The organism is Stenotrophomonas sp. GZD-301, assembly GCF_049310345.1.
In the GTDB taxonomy this organism is placed as follows: Bacteria; Pseudomonadota; Gammaproteobacteria; order Xanthomonadales; family Xanthomonadaceae; genus Stenotrophomonas.
Map to the genome: position 1 here is coordinate 1 of NZ_JBMOWY010000083.1, position 26,971 is coordinate 26,971.

The window sequence follows — 26,971 nt, forward strand, 5'->3', positions numbered from 1 at the left end:
GTGCGGGGGTACGGGACACGCCGTAAACCCATCCTTGGGGGCTCGTAGAAAACATCCATGTTTTCTACGGTCCCGTACCCCCGCACCCGGCGGCCCTCAGACAGTGGGTTGCCAGATCAACACGCCGTCGCCCCAAAGAAAAGGCCCCGCCAATGGCGGGGCCTTCTGTTTACACGCGTCAGCGCGGGTTACGCGCCGTGGGCGGCCAGCTGACCCAGGCGCTGCACCGCGACCGAGACGGTCGGGTAGTCCAGGGTCTTCTGCTCGGCCAGTTCGGCCAGCATCGACAGCGTGAAGCGCAGGCTGCTGTCGTCACGGCCGATCCAGGCGGCGACCTTGGCTTCGGCGCTGCCGCCCTTCATCGACAGCACCTGGGCGGCCAGGTTGCGGTGATGGGCAGCCAGCTCGTCGCGCAGCACGCCACGGGCCACGGCGTGCCAGCGGCCGTTGACCTCCAGCGCGTCGATCTGCTCGAACAGCCACGGCAGCTGCAGGGCATCGCCCAGGCGGAAGTGGATCTTGGACACATCCACCGGCTTGAGCTTGCGGGTACGGGCCAGTTCGATGATGTCGAACGCCGGTTCCAGGAACTGCAGCTCGGACAGCTGCTGTGCCAGTGCCGGCGGCAGGCCCTTTTCCTTCCACTCCTGCACGCTCGCCTCATAGGCCGGGCGCTGGGAGTCCGGCAGCACGCCGGAGGCCACGCGGATGTCGTTGAACGCGGCCTGGTAGCGGTTCACCGCCTCGGTGATGCCCGGCATGGCGCCCGGACGCGACAGCAGCCAGCGCACGAACGAGCGCTGCAGCTTCCAGATGACTTCCAGTGCATCGATCTGCACCGACTCCGGCAGGGTGCCGTCGAGGGCGTCGATCTGCGCCCACAGCGCGCGCGCGTCCAGCGTTTCACGGCTGATCGTGTAGGCCTTGGCGACCTCGGCGATGCTGCGGCCGGTGTCTTCCTGCATGCGCATCAGGAACGTGGCGCCCATGCGGTTGATGGTCTGGTTGGTCACGGCCGTGGCGATGATCTCGCGCTTCAGGCGGTGACGCTCCATCGCATCGGCGTACTTCTTCTGCAGCGGCGTCGGGAAGTAGCGCTGCAGTTCCTTGGACAGGTACGGATCTTCCGGAATGTCCGAATCCAGCAGCTGCGCGAACGCCACCAGCTTGGAGTAGGACAACAGCACCGACAGCTCCGGACGGGTCAGGCCCTGGCCACGCGCCTTGCGGGCCGACAGCTCCGCATCGGACGGCAGGAACTCGATCTGGCGATCGAGCAGGCCCTGCTGCTCCAGCGTACGGATGAAGTGCTGCTTGGAGCCCAGGCGCTTGACCGCCATCCGCTCCATCAGGCTCAGAGCCTGGTTCTGGCGGTAGTTGTCGTTGAGCACCAGCGCGGCCACTTCGTCGGTCATCGACGCCAGCAGCTTGTTGCGCTGTTCAACGGTCAGCTTCTTGGCCCGCACCACATCGTTGAGCAGGATCTTGATGTTGACTTCGTGGTCGGAGGTATCCACACCGGCCGAGTTGTCGATGAAGTCGGTGTTGAGCAGCACGCCGGCCTGGGCGGCTTCGATGCGGCCCAGCTGGGTCATGCCCAGGTTGCCGCCCTCGCCCACCACCTTGCAGCGCAGCTCGCCACCGTTGACGCGCAGCGCGTTGTTGGCGCGGTCGCCGACATCGCTGTGCTGCTCGCTGGCGGCCTTGACGTAGGTGCCGATACCGCCGTTCCACAGCAGATCCACCGGGGCCTTGAGGATGGCGCTCATCAGGTCGTTGGGCGACAGCGCCTTGACGCTCTCGTCCAGGCCCAGCACCTCACGCACCTGCGGGGTCAGCTCGATCGACTTCAGCGTGCGCGGGAAGATGCCGCCGCCCTTGCTGATCAGCTTGGCGTCGTAGTCGGCCCAGCTGGAACGCGGCACGGTGAACATGCGCTCGCGCTCGACGAACGAGGTGGCCGCATCCGGGTTCGGGTCCAGGAAGATGTGGCGGTGATCGAACGCGGCGACCAGGCGGATGTGGCGCGACAGCAGCATGCCGTTGCCGAACACGTCGCCGGACATGTCGCCGACGCCGACCGTGGTGAAGTCCTGGCTCTGGCTGTCACGGCCCAGCGCGCGGAAGTGGCGCTTGACCGACTCCCATGCACCGCGCGCGGTGATGCCCATGCCCTTGTGGTCGTAGCCGACCGAGCCACCGGAGGCGAACGCATCGCCCATCCAGAAGCCGTGCGCCACGGCCAGGCCGTTGGCGATGTCGGAGAACGTCGCGGTGCCCTTGTCGGCCGCCACCACCAGGTACGGGTCGTCCATGTCGTGGCGGACCACGTCCACCGGCGGCACGATCTTGTTGTTGACGATGTTGTCGGTGATGTCCAGCAGGCCCTGGATGAACAGCTTGTAGCAGGCCACGCCGTTGGCGAAGACCGCATCGCGGTCGCCGTTCACCGGCGGCATCTTGGCGAAGAAGCCGCCCTTCGCGCCGACCGGCACGATGACGGTGTTCTTGACCATCTGCGCCTTGACCAGGCCCAGCACTTCGGTACGGAAGTCTTCACGACGGTCCGACCAGCGCAGGCCACCACGGGCAACCGCACCGAAGCGCAGGTGGGTACCTTCCACGCGCGGGCCGTACACGAAGATTTCGCGGTACGGGCGCGGCTTGGGCAGGTCCGGCACCAGCGCCGAATCGAACTTGAAGCTGATGACGTGGCCCGGACGGCCCTCGGCATCGGTCTGGTAGTAGCTGGTGCGCAGGGTCGCGTCGATCACGCCCATGAAGCTGCGCAGGATGCGGTCTTCATCCAGGCTGGAGACGCGGTCCATCAGCTTCAGCAGCGCGTCGCGCGCGGCATCCATCTGCACCTTGCGGTCGCCCTTGCGGGCGTCGACCACGGTCTTGAGCACCTTCAGGGTGGCCTCGTCGCCGCCGGCCAGCACGGTCAGGTGCGCGCGTAGCTGGGCCTGGCCCTCGGCGATTTCGTCCTTGCTCTCGTTGCCGGTGGCCGGATCGAAGCGGGCTTCGAACAGCTCCACCAGCAGGCGGGCCAGCAGCGGGTAACGGGTGAAGGTGCCTTCCACGTAGGCCTGCGAGAACGGCACGCCGGTCTGCAGCAGGTACTTGCAGTAGCCACGCAGCATGGCGACCTGGCGCCAATGCAGGCCAGCGGCCAGCACCAGGCGGTTGAAGCCGTCGTTCTCGGCATCGCCGTGCCAGACGCGGGCGAAGGTTTCACCGAAGGCGGCATCGACGCTCGGCGCGTCGATCGCACCGGCCACCGATTCCACTTCGAAGTCCTGCACGTACACCGGGGCGTTGTCGACCGTCAGACGGTACGGACGCTCGGCAATCACGCGCAGGCCCATGTTTTCCATCATCGGCAGCGCATCGGACAGCGGAATGTCGTCCAGCTGGCGATACAGCTTCAGGCGCAGCCCGTCGCCGCCGTCGCGCTGCACGGCCTGCAGGCTCAGGCGCAGATCGTCCGGACCGGTCAGCGCGTCAAGCTGGCTGACGTCGTTGGCGGCGATCTCGGTGCTCGAGTCTTCGATGTAACCGGCCGGCAATGCCTTGCCGATGCGGGCGGCAATGCGCAGGCCTTCGCTTTCGCCGTGGCGGGCCACCAGCGCTTCGCGCAGGTCGTCCTGCCAGTTGCGCAGCACCTGGGCCAGCTTCTGCTCCAGCGCGCTGGTGTCCACTTCCAGGGTCTGGCCGGCCTTCGGGCGCACGATCAGGTGCACCTGGGCCAGCGGCGACTCACCGAGCACCACCGAGCTGTCGACGTACTCGCCCTGCAGGGCGTCCTTGAGCATCGCCTCGATGCGCAGGCGCACGTCGGTGTTGAAGCGTTCGCGCGGCAGGTACACCAGCGCGGAGATGAAACGGCTGTACTTGTCGCGGCGCAGGAACAGGCGGCTGCGCACGCGCTCCTGCAGGCCCAGCACGCCCATTGCGGTGCGGAACAGTTCGTCCTCGCTGGACTGGAACAGTTCCTCGCGGGGCAGCGTTTCCAGGATGTGGCGCAGCGCCTTGCCGCTGTGGCTGGCCGCGGCCAGTCCGGACTGCTTCATCACATACTCGTGACGCTGGCGCACCAGCGGGATTTCCCACGGGCGACGGTTGTAGGCGCTGGAGGTGAACAGGCCAAGGAAGCGCTGTTCGCCGATGATCTTGCCCTTGGCGTCGAATTCCAGCACGCCGATGTAATCCATGTAACCGGAACGGTGCACGCGCGAACGGGCATTGGTCTTGGTCAGGATCAGCGCGTCCTTCAACCCGGTGGTGGCGTTGAGGCCCTGCGCGGCCAGGGTCTTGACCGGACGGGCGGCGGACTTGTCCTTGCCGCGCATCAGGCCCAGGCCGGTATCGTTGAGCGGCGCCAGCACTTCTTCCTTGCCCTGCTTCTCAACGCGGTACTCGCGGTAGCCGAAGAAGGTGAAGTGGTTTTCGGCGGCCCAGCGCAGGAATTCCTGCGCTTCGGCGCGCGAGGCGGCGTCGATCGGCAGCTGCCGGGTGCCCAGGTCGTCGGCCAGGGCCAGCGCCTTGCTGCGCATGGCATCCCAGTCGCGGACGATGGCACGCACCTCGTCCAGCGCCTTGATGATGGCCAGCTCGACATCGCTCATGGCATCGGCCGGCTGACGGTCGATCTCCAGCAGCATTACCGACTCGGCGGTGCCGTCGCTGACCGTGGTGAGCTTGCCGGCCTTGTCGCGGGCGAAGCGGATCACCGGGTGGCCCAGCACATGCACGCCGATGCCGTGTTCGGCCAGCGACATCGTCACCGTGTCGACCAGGAACGGCATGTCGTCGTTGACGATCTGCAGCACGGTGTGTGCCGACTCCCAGCCATTGGCCTTCAGGGTCGGGTTGAACACGCGCACGTTGGCCTTGCCCGGCTTGCGGACACGCGCGAACTCCAGGGTGTCCGCTGCCAGTGCAGCCCACTCCTCAGCGGTGTGGTGCGGGAACTCGTCCGCCTCCATGCGCTTGTAGAAGTCGGCGGCAAAAGCCACTGCCTCGGCCTGCCCGGCCGACGGGTAGCGCTTGCGCAAGGCCGTGTACACCGGCTCCAGCGAGAAGCCCACTGGCGAAACAGTCTGCGTATCGGCTGGGGTGGATTTGTTTTTCACGGTCTTGGCTGCTGGTTTTTGCGGTTTCATGGCAGAGCGGTGCGTGTTGCTCAGTTGGGAAAATGAAATTGTAGGCCTACCGCACGAAAATACCTTGCTGCAGGACGGAATAAGGCAATTCGGGTTGGGTGGCGTTTACATCGCGCCACTCAATCCGCAGGGGTACGGATGCCCGTGCAGCGCATCCACCCGACACAGCATCGGCCGCCTGTGTTGCAACGTGAGGTTGGCCATCAGATGCCACGCAAATACAAGGCTTCTCCAATTCTGAACTGGACGGTATAGTCCACCGCGTGAATCCCCCACACCCCGCCGCCAGCACCCTGGACGCGCGCGACCAGCGCGTGTTCGATGCCGTGCGCGACCTGTTCGCCACCCAGGGCATGCAGATCAGCATGGACGCGGTGGCCCAGCACGCCGGCTGCTCCAAGCAGACCCTGTACAGCCGCTACGGCAGCAAGCAGGAACTGCTGCGCCGGGTCATGCAGCGGCATGTCAGCCGCGCCACCGCCGGGCTGCACAGCCTGGACCACGGTGACCTGCGCGGCAGCCTGCTGCAGTTCGCCAGCGACTATCTCGAGCACACCCACCAGCCGCACGTGGCCCAGGCCCGCCGGCTGATCGCGGCCGAGTCGGCGCGGTTCCCGCAGGAAGCCGGGGCCCTGTACCGCGACGGTGCCGGGGCGCTGCATCTTCACGTGGCTGAATGGTTGCAGGCGCGCAGCGCGCTCGGCCAGCTCAGCCATGACGACCCGCACTTCATGGCCGAACTGCTACTAAGCATGATCGCCGGCCTGGACGTCGAGAAACAGCGTTTCCATACCCCCCACCGCGTCGACGCCGCCGAGCGCCGTCGCTGGGCAGAATTCTCCGTCGACAGCTTCCTGCGCGCGTTCGCCGTGCCGGAAACCGCCGCGGCTCCGCATTCAAACCAACACCGGAGTTTCTCCTGATGATCGCCCCACTCCGCACCCTTGCCCTGACGTGCGCAGTCGCTGTTGCACTGACCGCCTGCAAGAAGCCAGAGCAGCAGATGCCCCCGCCGCCGGAAGTGGGCGTGATCGATGCCAAGCCGCAGACGCTGCCGCTGCAGCGTGAGCTGGTCGGCCGCCTGTCGCCGTACCGCAGCGCCGATGTCCGCGCCCGCGTGCCCGGCGTGCTGCTCAAGCGCGTCTACCAGGAAGGCGCCGACGTCAAACAGGGTCAGGTGCTGTTCCTGATCGACCCGGCCCCGCTGCGCGCCTCGTTGAACGCCTCACAGGCCGAACTGGCCTCGGCACAGGCCACCTATGCCAACGCCAAGGCCGCGGCCAACCGCGCCCGCTCGCTGGCCCCGCAGAAGTTCGTGTCGCGCTCGGATCTGGACGCGGCCGAAGCGGCCGAACGCACCGCCGCTGCCGCCGTGCAGCAGGCCCAGGCCTCCCTGACCAGCGCGAAGATCAACCTCGGCTACGCCGAAGTGACCGCGCCGATCAGTGGCCGTGCCGGCAAGCAGCAGGTCACCGAAGGCGCGCTGGTCGGCCAGGGTGACGTGACCCTGCTGACCACCGTGGACCAGCTCGACCCGCTCTACGTGAATTTCTCGATGAGCGTGGACGAACTGACCCAGATGCGCGCGGCGCAGGCCAAGGGCCAGCTGGCCCTCAGCGGCGACGGCAAGTCCACCGTGCAGGTCAAGCTCGCCGACGGCACCGTCTATGACCAGGCGGGTACGCTGGACTTCTCCTCGACCACGGTCGACCCGGCCACCGGCGCGGTGTCGCTGCGCGCGGTCCTGCCCAACCCGCAGCAGATCCTGCTGCCGGGTGCCTTCGTCAGCTTCCAGGCGACCCTGGGCGAGCGCAACAACGCCTTCCTGGTGCCGCTGCAGGCGCTGCAGCGCGATACCACCGGCGGCTATGTGCTGGTGGTGGGCAAGGATGGCAAGGTCGCCCGCAAGAACGTGAAGAGCGAAGGCCAGCAGGGCAGCAACTGGCTGGTCAGCGGCGGCCTGGAGGCCGGCGACAAGGTGATCGTGGCCGGCGTGCAGAAGGTCAAGGAAGGCACGCCCGCCACGGCCAAGCCGTGGGATCCGGCCAGCGCCAACGCCAATGGCCAGGCCCCGGCTGCTGCCGGTGCCGGTGCCGCACCGGCCGCGGCCAAGCCCGATGCTGCCGCCACGCCGGCCGATGCGCCCGCCGACAAGGCCGACGCGGCCCCCGCCGCCGAACCGAACAAGCAATAACGGGAACCATCCGTCATGCCTAAATTTTTCATTGAACACCCGGTATTCGCCTGGGTGGTCGCGATCCTGATCTCGCTTTCGGGCGTGATCTCGATCCTGGGTCTGGGCGTGGAGTCCTACCCGAGCATCGCACCTCCCCAGGTGACGGTGAGCGCCACCTACCCCGGCGCCAGCGCCGACACCACCGAAAAATCGGTCACCCAGGTGATCGAGCAGCAGCTGACCGGTATCGATCACCTGCTGTATTTCAGTTCGTCCTCGGCCTCCAACGGCCGTGCCTCGATCACCCTGACCTTCGAGACCGGTACCGATCCGGACATCGCCCAGGTCCAGGTGCAGAACAAAGTGTCGCTGGCCACTCCGCGCCTGCCCACCGAAGTCACCCAGCAGGGCGTGGTGGTGGCCAAGGCCAACGCCGGCTTCCTGATGGTGGTGGCCCTGCAGTCGGACAGCGCCTCGATCGACCGTGACGCGCTCAACGACATCGTCGGTTCGCGCGTGCTCGACCAGATCTCGCGCATTCCCGGCGTCGGCAGCACCCAGCAGTTCGGTTCCGAGTACGCCATGAACATCTGGCTCAACCCGGAAAAGATGCAGGGCTATGGCCTGTCGGCCACCCAGGTGCTGGCCGCGATCAAGAACCAGAACGTGCAGTTCGCCGCCGGTTCGCTGGGCTCGGATCCGTCGCCGGAAGGCCACTACTTCACCGCCACCGTGTCGGCCGAGGGCCGCTTCAGCTCGCCCGATGAGTTCGAGAACATCATCCTGCGCGCCAATGCGGACGGCTCGCGGGTGATGCTCAAGGATGTCGCCCGGATCGCCTTTGGCGCCAACAACTACGGCTTTGATACCCAGTACAACGGCAAGCCGACCGGTGCGTTCGCGATCCAGCTGCTGCCGGGCGCCAATGCCCTGAACGTGGCCAACGCGGTCACCGCCAAGATGGATGAGCTGTCCCCCAGCTTCCCGGCGGGCGTGAGCTGGTTCTCGCCGTACGACAGCACCACCTTCGTCAAGATCTCGATCGAGGAAGTGGTCAAGACCCTGATCGAAGCAGTGGCACTGGTGTTCCTGGTGATGCTGATCTTCCTGCAGAACTTCCGCGCCACGCTGATCCCGACCCTGGTCATCCCGGTGGCCCTGCTCGGCACCTTCCTGGGCATGAGCATCATCGGCTTCACCATCAACCAGCTCACCCTGTTTGCGATGGTGCTGGCGATCGGCATCGTGGTCGATGACGCCATCGTGGTCATCGAGAACGTCGAGCGCATCATGACCGAGGAGAAGCTGCCGCCGAAGGCCGCCACCCAGAAGGCCATGACCCAGATCACCGGCGCGGTGGTGGCCATCACCGTGGTGCTGGCGGCGGTGTTCATCCCGTCTGCCCTGCAGGGCGGTGCGGCCGGTGAGATCTACAAGCAGTTCGCGCTGACCATCGCCATCGCGATGGCGTTCTCCGCGTTCCTGGCGCTGGGCTTCACCCCGGCCCTGTGCGCGACCTTCCTCAAGCCGACGCATACCGACAAGCCCAACATCGTCTACCGCACGTTCAACAAGTACTACGACAAGATCAGTGGCACCTACGTGGGCCACATCACCTCGGCGGTGCGCCATGCGCCGCGCTGGATGATCCTGTTCGTGGTGCTCACCGTGCTGTGCGGCTTCCTGTTCACGCGCATGCCGGGCAGCTTCCTGCCCGAGGAAGACCAGGGCTACGCACTGGCGATCGTGCAGCTGCCGCCGGGCTCGACCAAGGCCCAGACCAACCAGGCCTTCGCGCAGATGCGTGGCGTGCTCAAGGACCAGGAAGGGTTCGAGGGCATGCTGCAGGTGGCCGGTTTCAGCTTCGTCGGCTCCGGCGAAAACGTGGGCATGGGCTTCATCCGCCTCAAGCCGTGGGACGAGCGCAAGGTCACCGTGCCCGAGTTCATCCAGAACATGAACGGTGCTTTCTACGGCATCAAGGAAGCGCAGATCTTCGTGGTCAACCTGCCCACCGTGCAGGGTCTGGGCCAGTTCGGCGGCTTTGACATGTGGCTGCAGGATCGTGGCGGCGCAGGCTATGAACAGCTGACGCAGGCACGCAACATCCTGCTGGGCAAGGCCGCACAGGAGAGCGACCTGCTCACCGGCGTACGTCCCAACGGGCTGGAAAACGCCCCGCAGCTGCAGCTGCACGTGGACCGCGTGCAGGCGCAGACGATGGGCCTGTCGGTGTCGGACGTGTACAGCACCATCCAGCTGATGCTGGCGCCGGTGTACGTCAACGACTTCTTCTACGAAGGCCGCATCAAGCGCGTGACCATGCAGGCCGACGGCCCGTATCGCACCGGTGCCGAGTCGCTCAACAGCTTCTACACGCCCAGCAGCCTGCAGACCAACGCAGACGGCACCCCGGCGATGATTCCGCTGAGCACCGTGGTGAAGTCCGAGTGGATGTCCGCCCCGCCATCGCTGAGCCGCTACAACGGCTACTCGGCGGTGAACATCGTCGGTTCGCAGGCACCGGGGCGCAGCTCGGGTGAGGCGATGCAGGCGATGGAACGGATCGTCAGCGACGACCTGCCGGCCGGCTTCGGCTACGACTGGTCGGGCATGAGCTACCAGGAAATCCTGGCCGGCAACGCGGCGACGCTGCTGCTGGTGCTGTCCATCGTGGTGGTGTTCCTGTGCCTGGCCGCGCTGTATGAAAGCTGGTCGATCCCGGTGGCGGTGCTGCTGGTGGTGCCGCTGGGCGTACTGGGTGCGCTGGCGTTCTCGCTGGCCCGTGGTCTGCCGAACGATCTTTACTTCAAGATCGGCCTGATCACCGTGATCGGTCTGGCGGCCAAGAACGCCATCCTGATCGTGGAGTTCGCGGTGGAGCAGCGTGCGGCGGGCAAGACCCTGCGCGAAGCGACCATCGAGGCCTCGCGCCTGCGTTTCCGCCCGATCCTGATGACCTCCTTCGCCTTCATCCTGGGTGTGGTGCCGATGGCCATCTCCACCGGTGCCGGCGCCAACGCCCGCCACGCCATCGGTACCGGCGTGATCGGCGGCATGGTGTTCGCCACCTTCCTGGGTCTGCTGATGATCCCGGTGTTCTTCATCGTGGTCCGCCGCATGCTGGGCGACAAGCTGGACGAGCCCTCCAAGGAATTCGTCGAGCGTCAGAGCGAAGCCAACGCGGCCCACCGTCCGGATCGTTGATCCGGCGGTGATGCGCTGAAACGAACAGGCCCCGGAGCGATCCGGGGCCTTTTTTTGTACAGCCGGGGTCCACCCCACCACTGCTTTGGCGGGACGGTGCGGGTTTGCGGGGGACGCCGTGAATCCATCCCTGGAGGCTTAGTCGCAGCATCCATGCTGCTCATACCCCCGCAAACCCGCCCCGACCCGCCTTCGATAGTGTGTCGTTGCCGTGGGAAAAGCCGAGGCAACATCAACACCAACGTCAACGGCGTCCTCGTTATGGGTCCATGCGCTGAAGGGGGGCTGGGGATTTATGCGCGGGCCGTTGATCTCCCGTAGCTGCCGACACACTTTCGAAGGGCCGGCGGGTGGGGGGTACGGGACCGTGAAGGCACATGGATGTGCCGCCCGAGCTTAACGGGAGATTTGAGGCGTGTCCCGTACCCCCCACCCGCCGGCCCAACGCCAGGAATGTGGCAGCCAAAGGGTGTTCGCCCAAATGCGTGACGTTGCCGGGCGAAGCCCGGCAACCCAGGGATTGAATGCAATCAAACACCACAAAACAATCGGGGCCCACGAAGGGCCCCGGCTGTGTTCATCGGATCGAGCGGCGCCTCAGCGCAACCCGGTTTCGTTGCGGGCAATGACCAACCGCTGGATCTCCGAGGTGCCCTCGTAGATTTCGGTGATCTTGGCATCACGGAAGTACCGCTCCAGCGGCATTTCCTTGGAGTAGCCCATGCCGCCGTGGATCTGCACGGCCTGGTGGGTGATCCACATCGCCGCTTCGGACGCGGTCAGCTTGGCGATGGCCGCTTCATTGCTGAAGCGCTTGCCCTGGCCCTTCACCCATGCCGCGCGCAGGGTCAGCAGCAGCGCTGCGTCCAGCTTGCACTTCATGTCGGCGATCTTGGCCTGGGTCATCTGGAACGTGCCGATGGCCGCGCCGAACGCCTTGCGGTCCTTCACGTATTCCAGCGTCGCCTCATACGCGGCACGGGCGATGCCGATGGCCTGCGAGGCGATGCCGATGCGGCCGGCGTCGAGCACGCCCATCGCGATCTTGAAGCCTTCGCCTTCCTTGCCCACCACGTCGTCGGCAGCGGCCACGTAGTCCTGGAACTCGATCTCGCAGGTGGCCGAGGCGCGGATGCCGAGCTTCGGCTCGGTCTTGCCGCGGTGGAAGCCAGCCTTGTCCGTGTCGATCATGAAGGCGGTGATGCCACGCGCGCCCTGGTCCGGATCGGTCATGGCGAACAGCACGATGTACTTGGCCACCGGGCCGGAGGTGATCCAGCTCTTCTTGCCGTTGATCACATAGGTGCCATCGGCCTGCTTGACCGCGCGGCAGCGCATGGCAGTGGCGTCCGACCCGGACTGCGGCTCGGTCAGCGCGAACGCGCCGATGGCCTCGCCCTCGGCGATGGCGCGCACGTACTTCTGCTTCTGCGCCTCGCTGCCGTGGGTCAGGATGCCGTTGCAGAACAGCGAGTTGTTGACCGACATGATGGTCGAATGCGCGGCGTCACCGGCGGCGACCTCCACCATCGCCAGTACATACGCAATCGGGTCCATGCCGGCGCCGCCGTACTCGGCGGGCACTTCGATGCCCATCAGACCGTTCTCGCCCAGCAGGCGGATGTTTTCCAGCGGGAACTCGCCGGTGCGATCATGGTGCTCCGCGCTGGGCGCGATTTTTTCCTGCGCGATGCGACGCGCGACGTCCTGCAGCATCAACTGCTCTTCAGTAAAGCTGAAATCCACAACACCCTCCCGGGAACATGGCGAAATGGGCTGCGGAATGCGCAGCCCAAGGTGGGGCGATTGTACCGAGCGGTGCTCGTTTCAGGCTGACTTGACCCCGCACAGGCCAAGGGACGAAAATATCTCTATATCGCGATAGGTAGATATTTATGGATCTCGAGGACTGGTCTGTCCGGCTGAAAGTGTTCGCCGACGCCACCCGCGTGCGCCTGCTGGCGCTGCTGGAACAGGAAGAACTGACCGTGGCCGAGCTGTCGGCCATCACCACGCTCGCGCAGCCGCGCGTGTCCACCCACCTGGCGCGGCTCAAGGAAGCCGGGCTGGTGCGCGACCGGCGTTCGGGCGTGTCGGCGTATTACCGCTTTGACGACGCCGCGCTGGACCCGGCGCAGCGCGCATTGTGGCATGCCCTGAGCACCGGCAGCGACGATCCGCTGCTGCGTCAGGATGCTGAACGGGTGGCCAGTGTGCTGGCCAGCCGCGCCGCAGACCAGAACTGGGCCGACAGCGTGGCCGGCGACATGGAGCGCCACTACTCCCCCGGGCGTACCTGGGAAGCGCTGGCGCGCACCGCGCTGCCGCTGCTGGAAACCGGCGATGTGCTCGATATCGCGTCCGGCGACGGCGTGCTGGCCGAGCTGGTCGCCCCGCATGCCAAGCGCTATGTCTGCATCGACACCAGCGCGCGCGTGGTGGCCGCCGCCAGCGAGCGCCTGCGCCGGCTGGCCAACGTGGAGGTGCGCGAGGGCGACATGCACGCCCTGCCCTTCAAGGACCGCAGTTTTGATCTGGTGGTGCTGATGCACGCCCTGACCTATGCCGCCAAACCGGCCCAGGCCGTGGCCGAGGGCGCGCGCGTGCTGCGCTCCGGCGGCCGCCTGCTGCTGTGCAGCCTGGCGCGGCATGAGCACCGGGCCGCGGTGGATGCCTACGGCCACGTCAACCTGGGTTTCAGCGACAAGGAACTGCGCAAGTTCGTGGAGAAGGCCGGGCTGGTCGTCTCCAGCCTGGAAACAGTGACCCGCGAGAAGCGCCCGCCGCATTTCGAAGTCATTTCGCTGATCGCCAGCAAGCCCTGAGCCCCCACGATGTCCTCCCTGCCCTGGCTGTATCCCGACCGTGTGCACGCGCTTGAACAGGCGCTGGCGCAGCGCATCCTGATCATCGATGGCGCGATGGGCACGATGATCCAGCGCCACGGGCTGGACGAGGACGACTACCGCGGCGAACGCTTCGCCGCGGGCTACGACCACCTGCACGGGGCCGGCTGCGCGCATGGCGACGCGGCGCCGGAAGGCCACGACCTGAAAGGCAACAACGACCTGCTGCTGCTGACCCGGCCGGAGGTGATCGCGGGCATCCACACCGCCTACCTGGAGGCTGGTGCCGACCTGGTCGAGACCAACACGTTCAACGCAACCGCGGTCAGCCAGGCCGACTACCACCTGGAACACCTGGTCTACGAACTCAACAAGGCCGGTGCGCAGGTGGCCCGCGCGTGCTGCGATGCGGTGGCCGCCACCACCCCGGGCAAGCCGCGCTTCGTGATCGGCGTGCTCGGCCCGACCAGCCGCACCGCCTCGATCAGCCCGGACGTCAACGATCCGGGGTTCCGCAACACCAGTTTCGATGCCCTGCGCGAGACCTACCGCGACGCCATCGACGGCCTCATCGACGGCGGCGCCGATACCCTCATGGTGGAAACGATCTTCGACACCCTCAACGCCAAGGCGGCGCTGTACGCCATCGAAGAGGTGTTCGATGCCCGCGGCGGACGGCTGCCGATCATGATCTCCGGCACCATCACCGACGCCTCCGGGCGCACCCTGTCCGGGCAGACCGCCGAGGCCTTCTACGCCTCGGTGGCGCACAGCCGCCCCTTGTCGGTCGGCCTGAACTGCGCGCTCGGCGCCAGCGACATGCGCCCGCACGTGGAGACCCTCGCCACCGTGGCCGACTGCCTGGTCAGCGCGCATCCCAACGCCGGCCTGCCCAATGCCTTCGGCGAGTACGACGAAACCCCCGAGGAAATGGCCACCACCCTGCGCGAGTTCGCCAGCGCCGGCCTGCTCAACCTGGTCGGCGGCTGTTGCGGCACCTCGCCGGCGCATATCCAGGCGATCGCCGAGGCCGTGGCCGACCTGCCGCCGCGTGCCCGCCCATGACCGCGGCCCCCTACACGCGCCTGTCCGGCCTGGAGCCGCTGGTCATCACCCCGGACCTGCTGTTCGTCAACATCGGCGAGCGCACCAACGTCACCGGCAGCGCGCAGTTCCGCAAGCTGGTCAAGGAAGAGCGCTACGAAGAAGCGGTGGACGTGGCGCGCCAGCAGGTCGCCAACGGTGCGCAGATCCTCGACGTCAACATGGACGAGGGCCTGATCGATTCCGAGAAGGCGATGACGCGCTATCTCAACCTGATCATGTCCGAGCCGGACATCGCCCGCATTCCGGTGATGGTCGACTCCTCCAAGTGGAGCGTGATCGAGGCCGGGCTGAAGTGCCTGCAGGGCAAGAGCGTGGTCAACTCGATCTCGCTCAAGGAAGGCCAGGCGCAGTTCGTCGAGCACGCGCGCAAGGTGCTGCGCTACGGCGCCGCCGCGGTGGTGATGGCCTTCGACGAGGACGGCCAGGCCGATACCTGCGCGCGCAAGGTCGAGATCTGCACCCGCGCCTACCGCATCCTGGTTGATGAGGTCGGCTTCCCGCCGCAGGACATCATCTTCGACCCGAACATCTTCGCCGTCGCCACCGGCATCGAAGAGCACGACAACTATGCGGTCGACTTCATCGAAGCCACCCGCATCATCAAGCGCACGCTGCCGCACTGCCATGTGTCCGGCGGCGTCTCCAATGTGTCGTTCTCCTTCCGCGGCAACGAAACGGTCCGCCAGGCGATCCACTCGGTGTTCCTGTACCACGCGATCGCGGCGGGCATGGACATGGGCATCGTCAACGCCGGTGCCATGCCGATCTACGACGAGCTGGACCCGGAACTGCGCGAGCGCGTCGAGGATGTGATCCTCAACCGCCGCCGCGATGGCACCGAGCGCCTGCTGGAGATCGCCGAGCGCTACAAGGGCAGGAAGGGCGAGGTCAAGGGCGAGGACCTGGCCTGGCGCGAGAAGCCGATCGACGCCCGCCTGGCGCATGCGCTGGTGCATGGTCTGGATGCGTGGGTGGAGGCCGATACCGAAGAAGCGCGGATCCGCTCCAGCCGCCCGCTGGATGTGATCGAAGGGCCGCTGATGGATGGCATGAACGTGGTCGGCGACCTGTTCGGTGCCGGCAAGATGTTCCTGCCGCAGGTGGTCAAGTCCGCGCGTGTGATGAAGAAGGCGGTGGCCTACCTGCTGCCCTTCATCGAGGCCGAGAAGGCACGCAGTGGCGACACCGCCAGGAGCAACGGCAAGATCATCATGGCCACGGTCAAGGGCGATGTGCACGACATCGGCAAGAACATCGTCGGCGTGGTCCTGGCCTGCAACAACTTCGAGGTGATCGACCTGGGCGTGATGGTGCCCGCGCAGAAGATCCTCGACGCCGCCCGTGCCGAGAACGCCGACATCATCGGGCTGTCCGGGCTGATCACCCCGTCGCTGGAAGAGATGAGCCACGTGGCGCGCGAAATGGAGCGCCAGGGCTTTACCCTGCCGCTGATGATCGGCGGCGCCACCACCTCGCGCGCGCATACCGCGCTGAAAATCGACCCGCACTACAAGGCGCCCACCATCTGGGTGAAGGATGCCTCGCGTGCGGTGGGCGTGGCCCAGTCGCTGATCTCCAGCGAACTGCGCGACGCCTTCGTCGCCGCCAACGAGGCCGACTACGCCGACATCCGCCTGCGCCACCGCAACCGCGGCGACGCCAAGCGGCTGGTGACCCTGGCCAAGGCGCGCGCGCAGCGTTTCGACGGCGACTGGGCGAGCTACGTGCCGCCTGCCCCGCGCAGGCCCGGCGTGCACGTGCTGGCAGACTACCCGCTGGCCGATCTGGTCGAGGTGATCGACTGGACGCCGTTCTTCCAGGCCTGGGAACTGGCCGGCAAATTCCCGGCGATCCTCACCGACGAGATCGTCGGCACCCAGGCCAGCGAGCTGTACCGCGATGCCCGCGCGATGCTGGACCGCATCGTCGGCGAGAAGTGGCTGACCGCCAAGGCCGTATTCGGCCTGTGGCCAGCCAACAGCGTCGGTGACGACGTGCACCTGACCACCGATGCCGGGCCTGCAGTGCTGCATTTCCTGCGCCAGCAGGTCGACAAGCCGGTGGAACGCCCGGACTTCTGCCTGGCCGATTTCATCGCGCCGGCCGACAGCGGCCGGCAGGACTGGATCGGCGCGTTCGCCGTCACCGCCGGCATCGGCATCGACCCGCATGTGGCCCGCTTCGAGGCCGACCACGACGATTACAACGCGATCCTGCTCAAGGCACTGGCCGACCGTCTCGCCGAGGCGCTGGCCGAGCGCCTGCACCAGCACGTGCGCACCGACTACTGGGGCTACCAGCCCGACGAGCAGCTGGACAACGAGTCGTTGATCGCCGAGAAGTACAGCGGCATCCGCCCGGCACCAGGCTATCCGGCCTGCCCGGAGCACAGCGAGAAAGCCACCCTGTTCCGCCTGCTCGACGCCGAACGCACTGCCGACATGCAGCTCACCGAGAGTTTCGCCATGCTGCCGACCGCGGCGGTATCGGGCTACTACTTCAGCCACCCGCAGAGCCAGTACTTCGTGGTCGGGCGGGTGAGCCGCGAGCAGGTGGTGGACTACGCCAAACGCAAGGGCGTGGACCGCGCGCAGGCCGAGCGCTGGCTGGCCTCGAACCTCGACTACGATCCGGAATGATCCGGAACCGGGCAACGGCGGCGCGGCAGCGTTCATAATGTGCCGATAGGCACCCGCCGTGGGCGGGTGCGCGCCCATCGAGATGCCGCATGACCGCCCCCACCCGCGACGCCGTTCCGGTCGTCCGCCTGTCGTCCTTTTACCTGTTCTATTACGCTGCCCTGGGCGCGTTCACCCCGTACTGGTCGCTGTTCCTGACCGCGCGCGGGATGAGCGTGACGGCGATCAGCGTGATGATGGGCATCTGGTATGCCACGCGCATCGTGGCGCCCACGACCTGGACCTCGATCGCCGCCGCGTCACCCCACCCGATCCGCTGGTTGCGGGTGGGCGGCGTGCTGACGCTGATCACCTTCTGCGCGTTCCTGCTGCCCCTGCCCGAGCCGTGGATGTATCCGGCGATGGTGGTGTTCTGCTTCTTCTACAACGCGGTGATGCCGCAGTTCGAGTCGATTACCCTCACCCACCTTGGCAGTGACAGCCATCGCTACGGGTTGATCCGGGTGTGGGGCTCGCTCGGATTCATTGCCGTGGTGATGGGATTTGGCTGGTTGATCGACGACAACGGCGGCCCCGGCAATGCGCACCTGCTGCCGTGGATGATGCTGCCCCTGTTCGCGCTGCTGGTGGTGTCGGCGTTCGCCAACACTTACGCGCGCGATGTCCATCGCGCCAACGGCGATGCCAGCGGCTTCTGGCAGATCGTGCGCAAGCCACAGGTACTGGCGTTCTTTGTGGCCGCCTTCATGGAGCAGCTGTCGTTCGGCCCGTATTACACGTTCTTCTCGGTGTACATGGACCACCACGGCTACGCGACCTCCACGCTGGGGCTGCTGTGGACGGTCGGGGTGGTGTTCGAGGTGGGCGTGTTTTTCACCATCGGCCGCTTTTTCCGCCGCTTCGACGCCAGCTGGATGCTGCTGATCGCACTGGTCAGCTCCACGCTGCGCTGGGCGGCGACCGCGCTGTACCCGGATAACCTGCCGGTGATGCTGGTGGCGCAGAGCGCGCACGCCCTTGGATTCGCCGCGTTCTTCGCCGCGGCGATGCAGATGCTGGCAACGTACTTCCCCGGCCGGCTCAACGGCCACGGCCAGGGCCTGCTGTATGGCTTCTCGTCGGGGGTGGGCGGCGTGCTGGGCGCACTCATCGCCGGCCAGCTGTGGACCATCGACCAGGGACGTACCGCGTTCCTGGCGGGCAGCGGCTTCGCCCTGGCGGGCGCACTGCTGTGCTTCTTCGCGATCAGCCTGCCGCTGCTGCGCGCCTCGCGCCGGCGTCACGCCGCGTAAGGGCGGCAGCACGACCCGCGGTCGTGCTGCCCCACCCCGTCACCACACCAGGTCGTCAGGCACCTGGTAGGCCGGGTCCGCGTACGGGTCTTCTTCCACGGTGGCATTGGGGTCCACCCGCAGCGCCACCGACGGGGCGAACACCGCTTCGGCTTCGTCGAGCACCGCCGAGGTGACCAGCAGGTAGCGGCCGTTCTGCTGCAGCACACCGAGCTCACCGGCGTTGAGCGCCTTGAGCTGGTCGGCGGTGACATAGATGCGCTTGATCTTGCCGCCATACGGGAAGTGGCGGGCGATATCCGCCGCCTCGGCGTTCAGCCCCTTGCCTTCCAGCAGCACGTCGAGCTTGGCCTTGGCCTCGCGGCGCAGGCGCGCCTCTTCCTGCTTCAGGCGCTCGGCCTCGATGCGGTCGTCTTTTTCCTTCTGCGCACGGATCGCATACGCCTTGGCGAGGTCGATGTCCTCGCGGGTGCGCGGTGCGCCGTTGCCGCCCTGCGGCGGACGGCCACCGGGCGCGCGGCCCTTGCCCTGCGGACGGCGGTCGCCGTCGCGCGCGGGGCGCTGGCCTTCGCCGGGCTTGCCGGCAGGACGAGCGCCCTGCGGACGGTTGCCCGGGCGGCCATCGCGGCGCGCCTCCGGCTTCCGGTCCGGCTTGCGCTCGGCGGTACGTTCGGGTTTGGGCGCGGCTTTGAAGCCCAGGCCCAGCAGCTGGTCGCGGAGGGTATCGCTCATGACGTCAGATCAGTAGTGCGGGGGCGGCGGCTCTTCGGCCGAGTCGGAATACAACGCATTGCGCACCTTGCCAAGGTCTTCCAGCAGGATCCGTGTCAGGTCGGCGTTGCGGCTGCCTTCCATGCGCGCATCGGCGAGGGCTTCGCTCAGCTCGGCCAGGGCGTGTTCCTGGAAGGACACACGCATTTCCAGTTCAACCAAGCGGGCTTCGAGCGCCTGTTCGCGCTCGGAGGGTGTGGAATCATGCATGCAGCGAACGTCCCCGGCCAATGCCGTAATAAGCCAGGCCCGCCGCTTCGATTTCCTGCGGGTCGTACAGATTGCGGCCGTCGAAAACGACCGCGTCCTTGAGGGTGTCGCGCAGGCGGGTGAAATCCGGGCTGCGGAACTGCTTCCACTCGGTCACCACCACCAGCGCGTCGGCGCCGTCCAGGGCGTCGTAGGCGTTGTCACAGAACACCAGGTCGTCGCGCTCGCCAAAAATGCGGCGTGCCTCGTCGGTGGCTTCCGGATCGTAGGCGCGCACGGTGGCGCCGCCTTCCCACAACTGGGCCAGCAGGCGGCGGCTGGAGGCTTCGCGCATGTCGTCGGTGTTGGGCTTGAAGGCCAGGCCCCACACCGCGAACGTACGGCCACGCACGCCTTCGTCCTCGCCACGGTCGTAGTGGCGCTGGATCAGGGTGAAAAGATGGCCCTTCTGGGCATCGTTGACCGCTTCAACCGCGTTGAGCAGCTTGGGCTCGTGGCCGTGCTGCTGCGCGGTACGCGCCAGCGCCTGCACGTCCTTGGGGAAGCAGGAGCCGCCATAGCCGGCACCGGGATAGATGAAGTGCCAGCCGATACGCGGGTCCGAACCGATGCCCTGGCGGACCTGCTCGATGTCGGCACCGACCTTTTCGGCGATGTTGGCGATTTCGTTCATGAACGAAATCTTGGTGGCCAGCATGGCGTTGGCCGCGTACTTGGTCAGCTCGGCCGACCGCACGTCCATTTCCACCACGCGGTCGTGGTTGCGGTTGAACGGGGCATACAGGCGGCGCATCAGCGCCACCGCGTCGGGGTTGGCCGCACCCACCACGATGCGGTCCGGCCGCATGCAGTCGGCGACGGCGTCGCCCTCCTTGAGGAATTCGGGGTTGGAGACCACGTCGAAGGCGATCTCCTGCCCACGCGCGGCCAGTGCGGCGGCAATCGTCGCGCGCACTTTGTCGGCCGTGCCTACCGGCACGGTCGACTTGTTGACCACCACGGTCGGCACGGTCATGTGCCGGCCGATGGTGTCGGCCACCGCCAGTACGTACTGCAGGTCGGCGCTGCCGTCCTCGTCGGGCGGCGTGCCCACGGCGATGAAGATCACCTGGCCGTGCGCGATCGCAGTGGCCGCGTCGGTAGTGAAGGTCAACCGCGACGCGGCGTGGTTGGCCTTCACCATCGGCTCGAGGCCGGGTTCGTAGATCGGGATGACGCCCCGGTTCAGGCCGTCGACCTTGGCCTGGTCGATATCCACGCAGACCACCTGGTGGCCGACGTCGGCCAGACAGGTACCGGTGACCAGACCGACATAGCCGGTGCCGAAAATCGCAACACGCATGACCGGGGAGACTCCAGAGTCGATTACGGAAGAACGTTCAGCAGCTCGACGTCGAACGTCAGCGTCGCGTTCGGGCCGATCGGGCCACCCGGGGTGCCCTGCTCGCCGTAGGCCAGCTCACCGGGAATCCAGAAGCGGTACTTGGCGCCGGTCGGCATCAGCGAAACGCCTTCGGACCAGCCCTTGATGACCTGGTCCAGGCCGAACTCGACCGGCTGGCCACGGCTGTAGCTGCTGTCGAACACGGTGCCGTCGAGCAGCTTGCCTTCGTAGTTGACGCGGACCTTGCTGGTCGGCATCGGACGATCGCCGCTGCCCGGACGCAGCACCTGGTACTGCAGGCCCGACGCGGTGGTGACCACGCCCGGCACGGTCTTGTTCTTGGCCATGAAGGCGTTGCCTTCGGTGCGGTTGGTGCCGGCCTGGGCGGCGGCCTTGGCCTGGCCCTCGGCCTGCTTGGCGGCCATGAAGCCTTCCAGCGTGGACTTCGCCTGCTCGGCGGTCATCTTCGGGGTGCCGTTGGCGAAGGTGGTGCCGATCGCGTCAAACAGCGCGTCCATGTCCACTTCGTCCTTCAGCTGCGCCAGCGACGGGCCAACGGCATAGCTGCCCAGCATCAGGCCGACCTTTTCGCGGTCCACCTTCGGCGGCGGCGTGCCCGGGGCCACGCCCGGCACCGGCTGGCCGCTCTTGGCCATCACGGCCTGGCGCAGGGCGGCGTCGGTCTTCTGCGCCTCTTCCTGGCTGATCAGCGGCGGCTTGCCTTCAAAGGCGTTGGTGACGCCACGACGCAGCGCGGCCAGGTCGATCTCGCTGGAAATCGGAGCGAACGAGTTGGCCACATCGATACCGATGGCGTAGCCGAGCTTTTCCCGTTGGGAGTTCAAAGCGGAAGTCTCCTTGGCAGCCGCACGCGCGGCCGGTTGTTGCGACATCACGGTACCGGTGGCACCCATCGCCAGAATCAGAACCGACGCCGCGGCGCCGCGCATTCCCATCTTCATTCGCTGCATTCCTGGAAGTGACTGGACGCCGACGTCGGCGCGAAACGCCCATTGTCGCACGCATGTACGAGATGTCGAGGCACTCAGCGTGCCGGCTTGCCTGCCGACAGCTCGCGTTCGATCGCCGCCACCAGCGCTGCATCGTCCGGCTTGACCTTGCTGGGGAACTGCGCAACCACCCGCCCATCGCGCGCGATCAGGTACTTGTGGAAATTCCAGCCCGGAGCGACGCCGGTGGCCTGGGTCAGGCGCTGGTACAGCGGGGTCGCCCCGGCGCCGGTGACCTGCACCTTCTGGAACATGGGGAACTTGACGCCGTAGGTCAGCGTGCAGAACTCCTGGATCTGGGCCTCATCGCCCGGCTCCTGGCCCTTGAAATCGTTGGACGGGAAGCCGAGCACCGAGAAGCCGCGCGCGGCGTACTTCTTCTGCAGCGCTTCCAGGCCTTCGTACTGCGGCGTGAACCCGCACTTGCTGGCGGTATTGACCACCAGCAGCACCTTGCCGCCGTACTGCTGCTGCAGGTTGACCTCTCCCTTGCCGGCCAGCGGGCGGTAGCTGAGATCCAGCAGGCCGGCGGCAGGTGCTGCCACGGCGCCGACCGCCAGGCCCAGCAGCAGGGTCGCGGCGGCCCAGCCGCGGGCGCGGGTGCCGGGGCGGCGGACGGATGACAACAAGCGGGCGTGCAGCATCGAACACTCCAGAAGCATGGGAACCAGCGGAAAGGCGCCGTCCGGCGCACGCAGCGCAGGCCCGGCAGGGCATCGGCCGCACTATATCACCGGGGTTTTCAGCGCCGCGTGGCGGCCGCGCCGGGCGCGCTCCCCCGGTCACCTTGCCGTTTCTGGCGGTCGAACCGGCACCTCGTCAACCGTGTCGGAATTTACTGAATAGGCGTTAGCCTTGTCTTTTCATTGACATGACTGAACCCACCCCGCGCCCGAACGGCCCTACGCTCGGCACACTACCTGATACCAATCAACAACTTAGGGATGACAATCGTCTTTCAGCCTGACCGTGCCATCAGTTGGGGGTTTCCCCGTATTGATCTTCGGCGTGCCGGTGTTATAGTTGCATACAACACCAGTCACCTGAGACAGGGGAAGCCCATGAACCGCATGCGCCACCACACCGCCAAAACCCTCACGGCCGCCTCCGCGCTGCTGCTGCTGGGCTGGTTCGGTACCCCCGCCTCGGATGACGCCGGCAGTTCCGCCGGTTCCGGTGCGTTTGCAGGCCCGCAGGACGCAGGTGTCATCGAGGCAGGGAATGCCGACGGCGCCCCCCGCCCCCCCCGCCGGCTGCACAGCTCCCTGTCCATGCCTTACTTCTCATTCGCACAGTCGCTGAACCCACGGAGCTGACCATGAGCGATATTCAATGGAGCGATGGCGCTCCGATCTACCGTCAGCTGAAGGAACGCGTCATCGCCATGATGCTCGACGGCATCATCAAGCCCGGCGATGCTCTGCCCTCGGTCCGGCAGGTCGCCGCCGAGTACCAGCTCAACCCCATCACCGTCTCGCGCGCTTACCAGGAACTGGCTGATGAAGGCCTGGTGGAGAAGCGCCGCGGCCTGGGTATGTTCATGACCGAGGAAGCGGCCACGCAGCTGCGCAGCAGCGAGCGCGACCGGTTCCTCAACGAAGAATGGCCATTGGTGCTCGAGCGCATCCAGCGCCTGGGCCTGAACCTCGACGATCTGCTGCCCCAGGGGAAATCCTCATGAATGCCGTTGCAAGTGATGTCGTCATCTCCGCACGTGGCCTGCGCAAGGCGTACAAGCAGACGCTCGCGCTGGACAACACCAGCTTCTCCATCGCGCCGGGCCGCATCACCGGCCTGATCGGCCCCAATGGCGCCGGCAAGACCACGGTGCTCAAGGCGCTGCTGGGCCTGACCGATGTCGAGGGCGACCTGCAGGTCCTGGGCATGGACCCGCGGACGCAGCGCAACGCGCTGATGAACGACATCTGCTTCATCGCCGACGTCGCGGTGCTGCCGCGCTGGCTGAAGGTGCGCGAGGCGATCGACTTCGTGGCCGGGGTGCACCCGCGCTTCGACCGCGCCCGCTGCGAACGCTTCCTGGCCAGCACCAAGCTGCAGCCCAAGCAGCGCGTGCGCGAGCTGTCCAAGGGCATGATCGTGCAGCTGCACCTGGCCTTGGTGATGGCCATCGATGCCAAGGTGCTGGTGCTGGACGAGCCGACCCTGGGCCTGGACATCCTGTACCGCAAGGAGTTCTACCAGCGCCTGCTGGAAGACTACTTCGACGAGCAGAAGACCATCATCGTGACCACCCACCAGGTCGAAGAGATCGAACACATCCTCACCGATGTGATGTTCATCCGCGACGGCCGCATCGTGCTGACCACCGATATGGAAGACATCGGCGACCGCTACACCGAACTGCTGGCGTCGGCCGACACGGTGGAACTGGCCCGCGCGCTGAAGCCGATCGATGAACGCGCCCTGCCGTTCGGCAAGACCGTCCTGCTGTTCGATGGCGTGCCGCGCGACCAGCTCACCACGCTTGGCGAGATCCGCAGCCCGGGGCTGGCGGACCTGTTCGTGGCCATCATGAAGGGAACCTACGCATGAACACCGTCCACTACCACCCGATCAGCAAAGCCAGCACGTTCAAGTGGATGCTCAAGCGCGAGTACTGGGAGAACCGTGGCGGGTTCCTGTACGCGCCGTTCATTGCCGGCGGCATCTCGCTGCTGATGAGCCTGCTCGGCATCCTGTTTGGCCTGTTTGCCCTGCACCGCGCCGCCAAGAGCGGCGGCCTGCTGGTCGACAACAAGAGCGTCAGCATCAACGGCCTGGACCTGAACATGCTGACCGGCCAGCTCGACGCCAAGGACATGGCCGACCTGGCCAACGCGCTCGACCTGACCCTGCTGCTCAGCTCCGGCTGGCCGTTCGTGGTGCTCACCTTCGTGGTGTTCTTCTACTGCCTGGGTGCGCTGTACGACGACCGCCGCGACCGCAGCATCCTGTTCTGGAAGTCGCTGCCGCTGTCGGACACCCAGACCGTCCTGGCCAAGGCCACCAGCGCGCTGGTGATCGCTCCGCTGATCGCGGTGGTCGCCGCCCTCGTCACGATGTTCGGCTTCCTGGCGATCATCTCGGTGGTCGCACTGGCCCACGGCGGTGACCCGATGACGCTGATCTGGGGACCGGCCAGCCCGCTGTCGATCATCATGGGCTACATCGCCCGCCTGCCGGTGTACCTGCTGTGGGCGCTGCCGACCGTGGGCTGGCTGCTGATGTGCTCGGCCTGGGCCAAGTCCAAGCCGTTCCTGTGGGCGGTGATGCTGCCGCTGTTCGCCGGCATCGTGGTCAGCAGCACCAACCTGATGTCCGCCTTCGGCCTGACCAGCGGCTGGTTCTGGGGCCACATCGTCGGGCGCCTGCTGCTGGGCACCTTCCCCGGCGTGGATGCCGCCTACAACGCGCAGGGCCGGATCACCGGTTCGGACCAGCTGGTGAGCATGCTGTCGCCTGCGCAGCACCTGTCCACGCTGCAGCAACCGGAACTGTGGATCGGCGCGGCCGTCGGTATCGTGTTCCTGATCGTCGCCATCCGCCTGCGCCGCTGCGCCGGTGAAATCTGACTCTGCCCTGTCGAGGACCGTCCCATGCTGCGTACCCTTGCCGTTGCTTCCCTGCTGTTGCTGCCCCTGACCGCGCTGGCCGACACGCCGCAGTGCAAGTTCAATGCACCGCGCGATCTGACGCTGGACCTGGCCGGCGCCAAGGCAGTGGTGTTCGAGGTCAACCAGCATGATCTGGTGCTGACCGCCGGCACCGGCCCGGCCCAGCTCAGTGGCCGCGCCTGTGCGTCCGACCAGGACCAGCTGCGCGATCTGACCCTGACCCAGCAGAAATCCGGCGACAAGCTGGTGGTGCGGCTGCAGCGCGAACGGCGCGCGGGCCTGTCGCTGGGGGGCGACCGCTACGCCTACCTGGATCTGCGCGGCAGCGTGCCGGACACCGTGCTGGTGCAGTTCAAGGTGGGCTCCGGCGATGCCAGCGGCACCGGCCTGCATTCGGCCAGCGCCGATGTCGGCTCGGGCGATGTGGCGCTGAAGGACATCAAGGGACTGGTCACCGCGGCGGTCGGTTCGGGCGGCATCAAGCTCGACGGCGCCGGCTCGCTCAACCTGCTCAACCTCGGTTCGGGTGACTTCAAGGGCCGCAACGTGCGCGGCACCGCCAAGGTCGGCAATGTCGGCTCCGGCGATGTCGAGCTGGACGGCATCGGCGGCGACGTCGAGATCGGCGTGCTTGGCTCCGGCGACATCAAGGCACGCCAGGTCAAGGGCAACGCCCGGGTGGGCACCGTGGGCTCCGGCGACGTGGAGCTGCGCGACGTCGGCGGCAGCGTCAGCGTGGACCGGCATGGCTCCGGCGACATCACCGTCCGTGATGTCCGCGGCGATCTGACCGTGAACCACAGCGGCAGCGGCGATGTCCGCCACAGCGGCATCGGCGGTCGCATCACCCTGCCCCGCAGCAAGTAAGCCCTTCCCTTTCCAACGACGGAATCGCGCACATGAACACCCGACTGCTGCTGCCCGCGCTGCTGCTGTGCCTGCCTCTGGCGGCCTGCGGCAATCACGACAAGAACAAGGCCGCCGCCGAGCTGGACTCGGCATCCATCGGCCAGAAGGTGCAGGAAGCCACCGACAAGGCGCGCAGGGAGATCGCGCAGGGCAACATCTCCGTGTCCGACGGCAACAACATCAAGGCCGAGATCACCCCGCAGGGCGATTTCCTGGTCAACGGCGAGAAGGTGCCGCTGGACGCCTCCCAGCGCGCGCTGATGCTGGACTACCGCAAGCAGGTGGAAGCCCTTGCCGGTGCCGGCATGGATATCGGCGTGGCCGGCGCCGGGCTGGGCGTGAAGGCGGCCAGCGAGGCACTGAAGGGCATCTTCTCCGGCGACACCCAGGGCATCGAGGAACGCGTCAACGCCGAAGCGGCCAAGATCGAGGCCGAGGCGAAGAAGCTGTGCGGGCTGCTGCCGGGCATGATGGCCCGCCAGCAGGCGCTGGCGGCTGCGGTGCCCGCCTTCAAACCGTACGCCACGATGGACCAGACCGACATCGACGACTGCGGCAAGTAAGCGGCCCAGGGGGGGGGGGGGGGGGGGGAAGGAAAAACACCCAAACGACAGGAGAGAGGAAACCAAAAGCCCCCCCCC

19 protein-coding genes and 1 pseudogene are annotated in these 26,971 nt (G+C 66.7%); 13 read left to right on the forward strand and 7 right to left on the reverse strand.

The window, feature by feature from the left end; genetic code table 11:
- Nucleotides 1–188: 188 nt before the first annotated feature.
- Nucleotides 189–5,084 (reverse strand): annotated as a pseudogene (locus ACO6VK_RS19700) (NAD-glutamate dehydrogenase); the annotation flags it as partial.
- Between the two features lie 344 nt (nt 5,085–5,428).
- On the opposite strand from ACO6VK_RS19700, the gene ACO6VK_RS19705 reads away from it, so the two are divergent.
- Genes ACO6VK_RS19705 through ACO6VK_RS19715 form a run of 3 tightly spaced genes read left to right on the forward strand, consistent with a single transcriptional unit; the run spans nt 5,429 to nt 10,548 of the window.
- On the forward strand, nt 5,429–6,088 hold the full coding sequence (locus ACO6VK_RS19705; RefSeq protein ID WP_422510121.1) for a TetR/AcrR family transcriptional regulator: 660 nt from the start codon (nt 5,429–5,431) through the stop codon (nt 6,086–6,088).
- On the forward strand, nt 6,088–7,359 hold the full coding sequence (locus tag ACO6VK_RS19710) for an efflux RND transporter periplasmic adaptor subunit (protein ID WP_422510123.1): 1,272 nt from the start codon (nt 6,088–6,090) through the stop codon (nt 7,357–7,359). Before ACO6VK_RS19705 ends, ACO6VK_RS19710 begins: the two co-directional genes overlap by 1 nt.
- Nucleotides 7,360–7,374: 15 nt before the next feature.
- Nucleotides 7,375–10,548 (forward strand): multidrug efflux RND transporter permease subunit, encoded by a 3,174-nt coding sequence (locus tag ACO6VK_RS19715; protein ID WP_422510125.1) that lies wholly within the window; start codon nt 7,375–7,377, stop codon nt 10,546–10,548.
- Between the two features lie 597 nt (nt 10,549–11,145).
- Here the strand turns inward: ACO6VK_RS19715 and ACO6VK_RS19720 are convergent.
- Complete coding sequence (locus ACO6VK_RS19720) at nt 11,146–12,294, reverse strand: acyl-CoA dehydrogenase family protein (RefSeq protein WP_422510127.1); 1,149 nt, start codon at nt 12,292–12,294, stop codon at nt 11,146–11,148.
- Nucleotides 12,295–12,443: 149 nt separating this feature from the next.
- Here ACO6VK_RS19720 and ACO6VK_RS19725 point away from each other — a divergent pair, with 149 nt between their 5' ends.
- The 4 genes from ACO6VK_RS19725 to ACO6VK_RS19740 all read left to right on the forward strand — a co-directional run bounded on the left by ACO6VK_RS19725 (nt 12,444) and on the right by ACO6VK_RS19740 (nt 18,432).
- Nucleotides 12,444–13,373: an ArsR/SmtB family transcription factor gene (locus tag ACO6VK_RS19725; protein WP_411851422.1), complete on the forward strand. Its 930-nt coding sequence runs from the start codon at nt 12,444–12,446 to the stop codon at nt 13,371–13,373.
- Nucleotides 13,374–13,382: 9 nt separating this feature from the next.
- Nucleotides 13,383–14,459, forward strand: a complete 1,077-nt coding sequence (locus ACO6VK_RS19730) for a homocysteine S-methyltransferase family protein (RefSeq protein ID WP_422510129.1) — start codon at nt 13,383–13,385, stop codon at nt 14,457–14,459.
- Nucleotides 14,456–17,140, forward strand: a complete 2,685-nt coding sequence (gene metH, locus ACO6VK_RS19735) for a methionine synthase (RefSeq protein ID WP_422510131.1) — start codon at nt 14,456–14,458, stop codon at nt 17,138–17,140. Before ACO6VK_RS19730 ends, metH begins: the two co-directional genes overlap by 4 nt.
- 89 nt (nt 17,141–17,229) lie before the next feature.
- The gene (locus ACO6VK_RS19740; RefSeq protein ID WP_422510133.1) at nt 17,230–18,432 is read left to right on the forward strand and encodes an MFS transporter; all 1,203 of its coding nucleotides are present in this window, start codon (nt 17,230–17,232) and stop codon (nt 18,430–18,432) included.
- A 39-nt stretch (nt 18,433–18,471) separates the two neighbouring features.
- Here ACO6VK_RS19740 and ACO6VK_RS19745 read toward each other — a convergent pair whose 3' ends face one another.
- From ACO6VK_RS19745 to ACO6VK_RS19765, 5 genes are all read right to left on the reverse strand, one after another.
- Nucleotides 18,472–19,164, reverse strand: a complete 693-nt coding sequence (locus ACO6VK_RS19745) for a DUF2058 domain-containing protein (protein WP_422510135.1) — start codon at nt 19,162–19,164, stop codon at nt 18,472–18,474.
- A 9-nt stretch (nt 19,165–19,173) separates the two neighbouring features.
- Nucleotides 19,174–19,413 (reverse strand): SlyX family protein, encoded by a 240-nt coding sequence (locus ACO6VK_RS19750; RefSeq protein ID WP_136003374.1) that lies wholly within the window; start codon nt 19,411–19,413, stop codon nt 19,174–19,176.
- Nucleotides 19,406–20,755 carry a UDP-glucose dehydrogenase family protein gene (locus ACO6VK_RS19755; RefSeq protein WP_422510137.1) on the reverse strand — a complete coding sequence of 450 codons (1,350 nt, stop codon included), beginning with the start codon at nt 20,753–20,755 and terminating at the stop codon, nt 19,406–19,408. The genes ACO6VK_RS19750 and ACO6VK_RS19755 overlap by 8 nt, the downstream gene beginning before the upstream one ends.
- 23 nt (nt 20,756–20,778) lie before the next feature.
- Nucleotides 20,779–21,759, reverse strand: coding sequence for an FKBP-type peptidyl-prolyl cis-trans isomerase N-terminal domain-containing protein (locus ACO6VK_RS19760; protein WP_411851427.1), 981 nt, complete (start codon nt 21,757–21,759; stop codon nt 20,779–20,781).
- 83 nt (nt 21,760–21,842) lie between these two features.
- A complete protein-coding gene (locus ACO6VK_RS19765; protein ID WP_422510140.1) occupies nt 21,843–22,451 on the reverse strand; it encodes a glutathione peroxidase in 609 nt (202 codons plus the stop codon).
- 417 nt (nt 22,452–22,868) lie between these two features.
- Between ACO6VK_RS19765 and ACO6VK_RS19770 the strand changes: the two genes are divergently transcribed.
- Genes ACO6VK_RS19770 through ACO6VK_RS19795 form a run of 6 tightly spaced genes read left to right on the forward strand, consistent with a single transcriptional unit; the run spans nt 22,869 to nt 26,893 of the window.
- Entirely contained in the window at nt 22,869–23,123 is a 255-nt protein-coding gene (locus tag ACO6VK_RS19770) for a hypothetical protein (protein WP_422510142.1), read from the forward strand.
- A gap of 2 nt (nt 23,124–23,125) precedes the next feature.
- On the forward strand, nt 23,126–23,488 hold the full coding sequence (locus tag ACO6VK_RS19775; RefSeq protein WP_017356485.1) for a GntR family transcriptional regulator: 363 nt from the start codon (nt 23,126–23,128) through the stop codon (nt 23,486–23,488).
- Nucleotides 23,485–24,360, forward strand: coding sequence for an ABC transporter ATP-binding protein (locus ACO6VK_RS19780; RefSeq protein WP_422510144.1), 876 nt, complete (start codon nt 23,485–23,487; stop codon nt 24,358–24,360). Before ACO6VK_RS19775 ends, ACO6VK_RS19780 begins: the two co-directional genes overlap by 4 nt.
- Complete coding sequence (locus tag ACO6VK_RS19785; RefSeq protein ID WP_422510146.1) at nt 24,357–25,379, forward strand: hypothetical protein; 1,023 nt, start codon at nt 24,357–24,359, stop codon at nt 25,377–25,379. Before ACO6VK_RS19780 ends, ACO6VK_RS19785 begins: the two co-directional genes overlap by 4 nt.
- Nucleotides 25,380–25,403: 24 nt before the next feature.
- Nucleotides 25,404–26,288 (forward strand): DUF4097 family beta strand repeat-containing protein, encoded by an 885-nt coding sequence (locus ACO6VK_RS19790; protein ID WP_422510148.1) that lies wholly within the window; start codon nt 25,404–25,406, stop codon nt 26,286–26,288.
- A gap of 32 nt (nt 26,289–26,320) precedes the next feature.
- Nucleotides 26,321–26,893 (forward strand): DUF2884 family protein, encoded by a 573-nt coding sequence (locus tag ACO6VK_RS19795; protein ID WP_422510150.1) that lies wholly within the window; start codon nt 26,321–26,323, stop codon nt 26,891–26,893.
- Nucleotides 26,894–26,971: the final 78 nt, after the last annotated feature.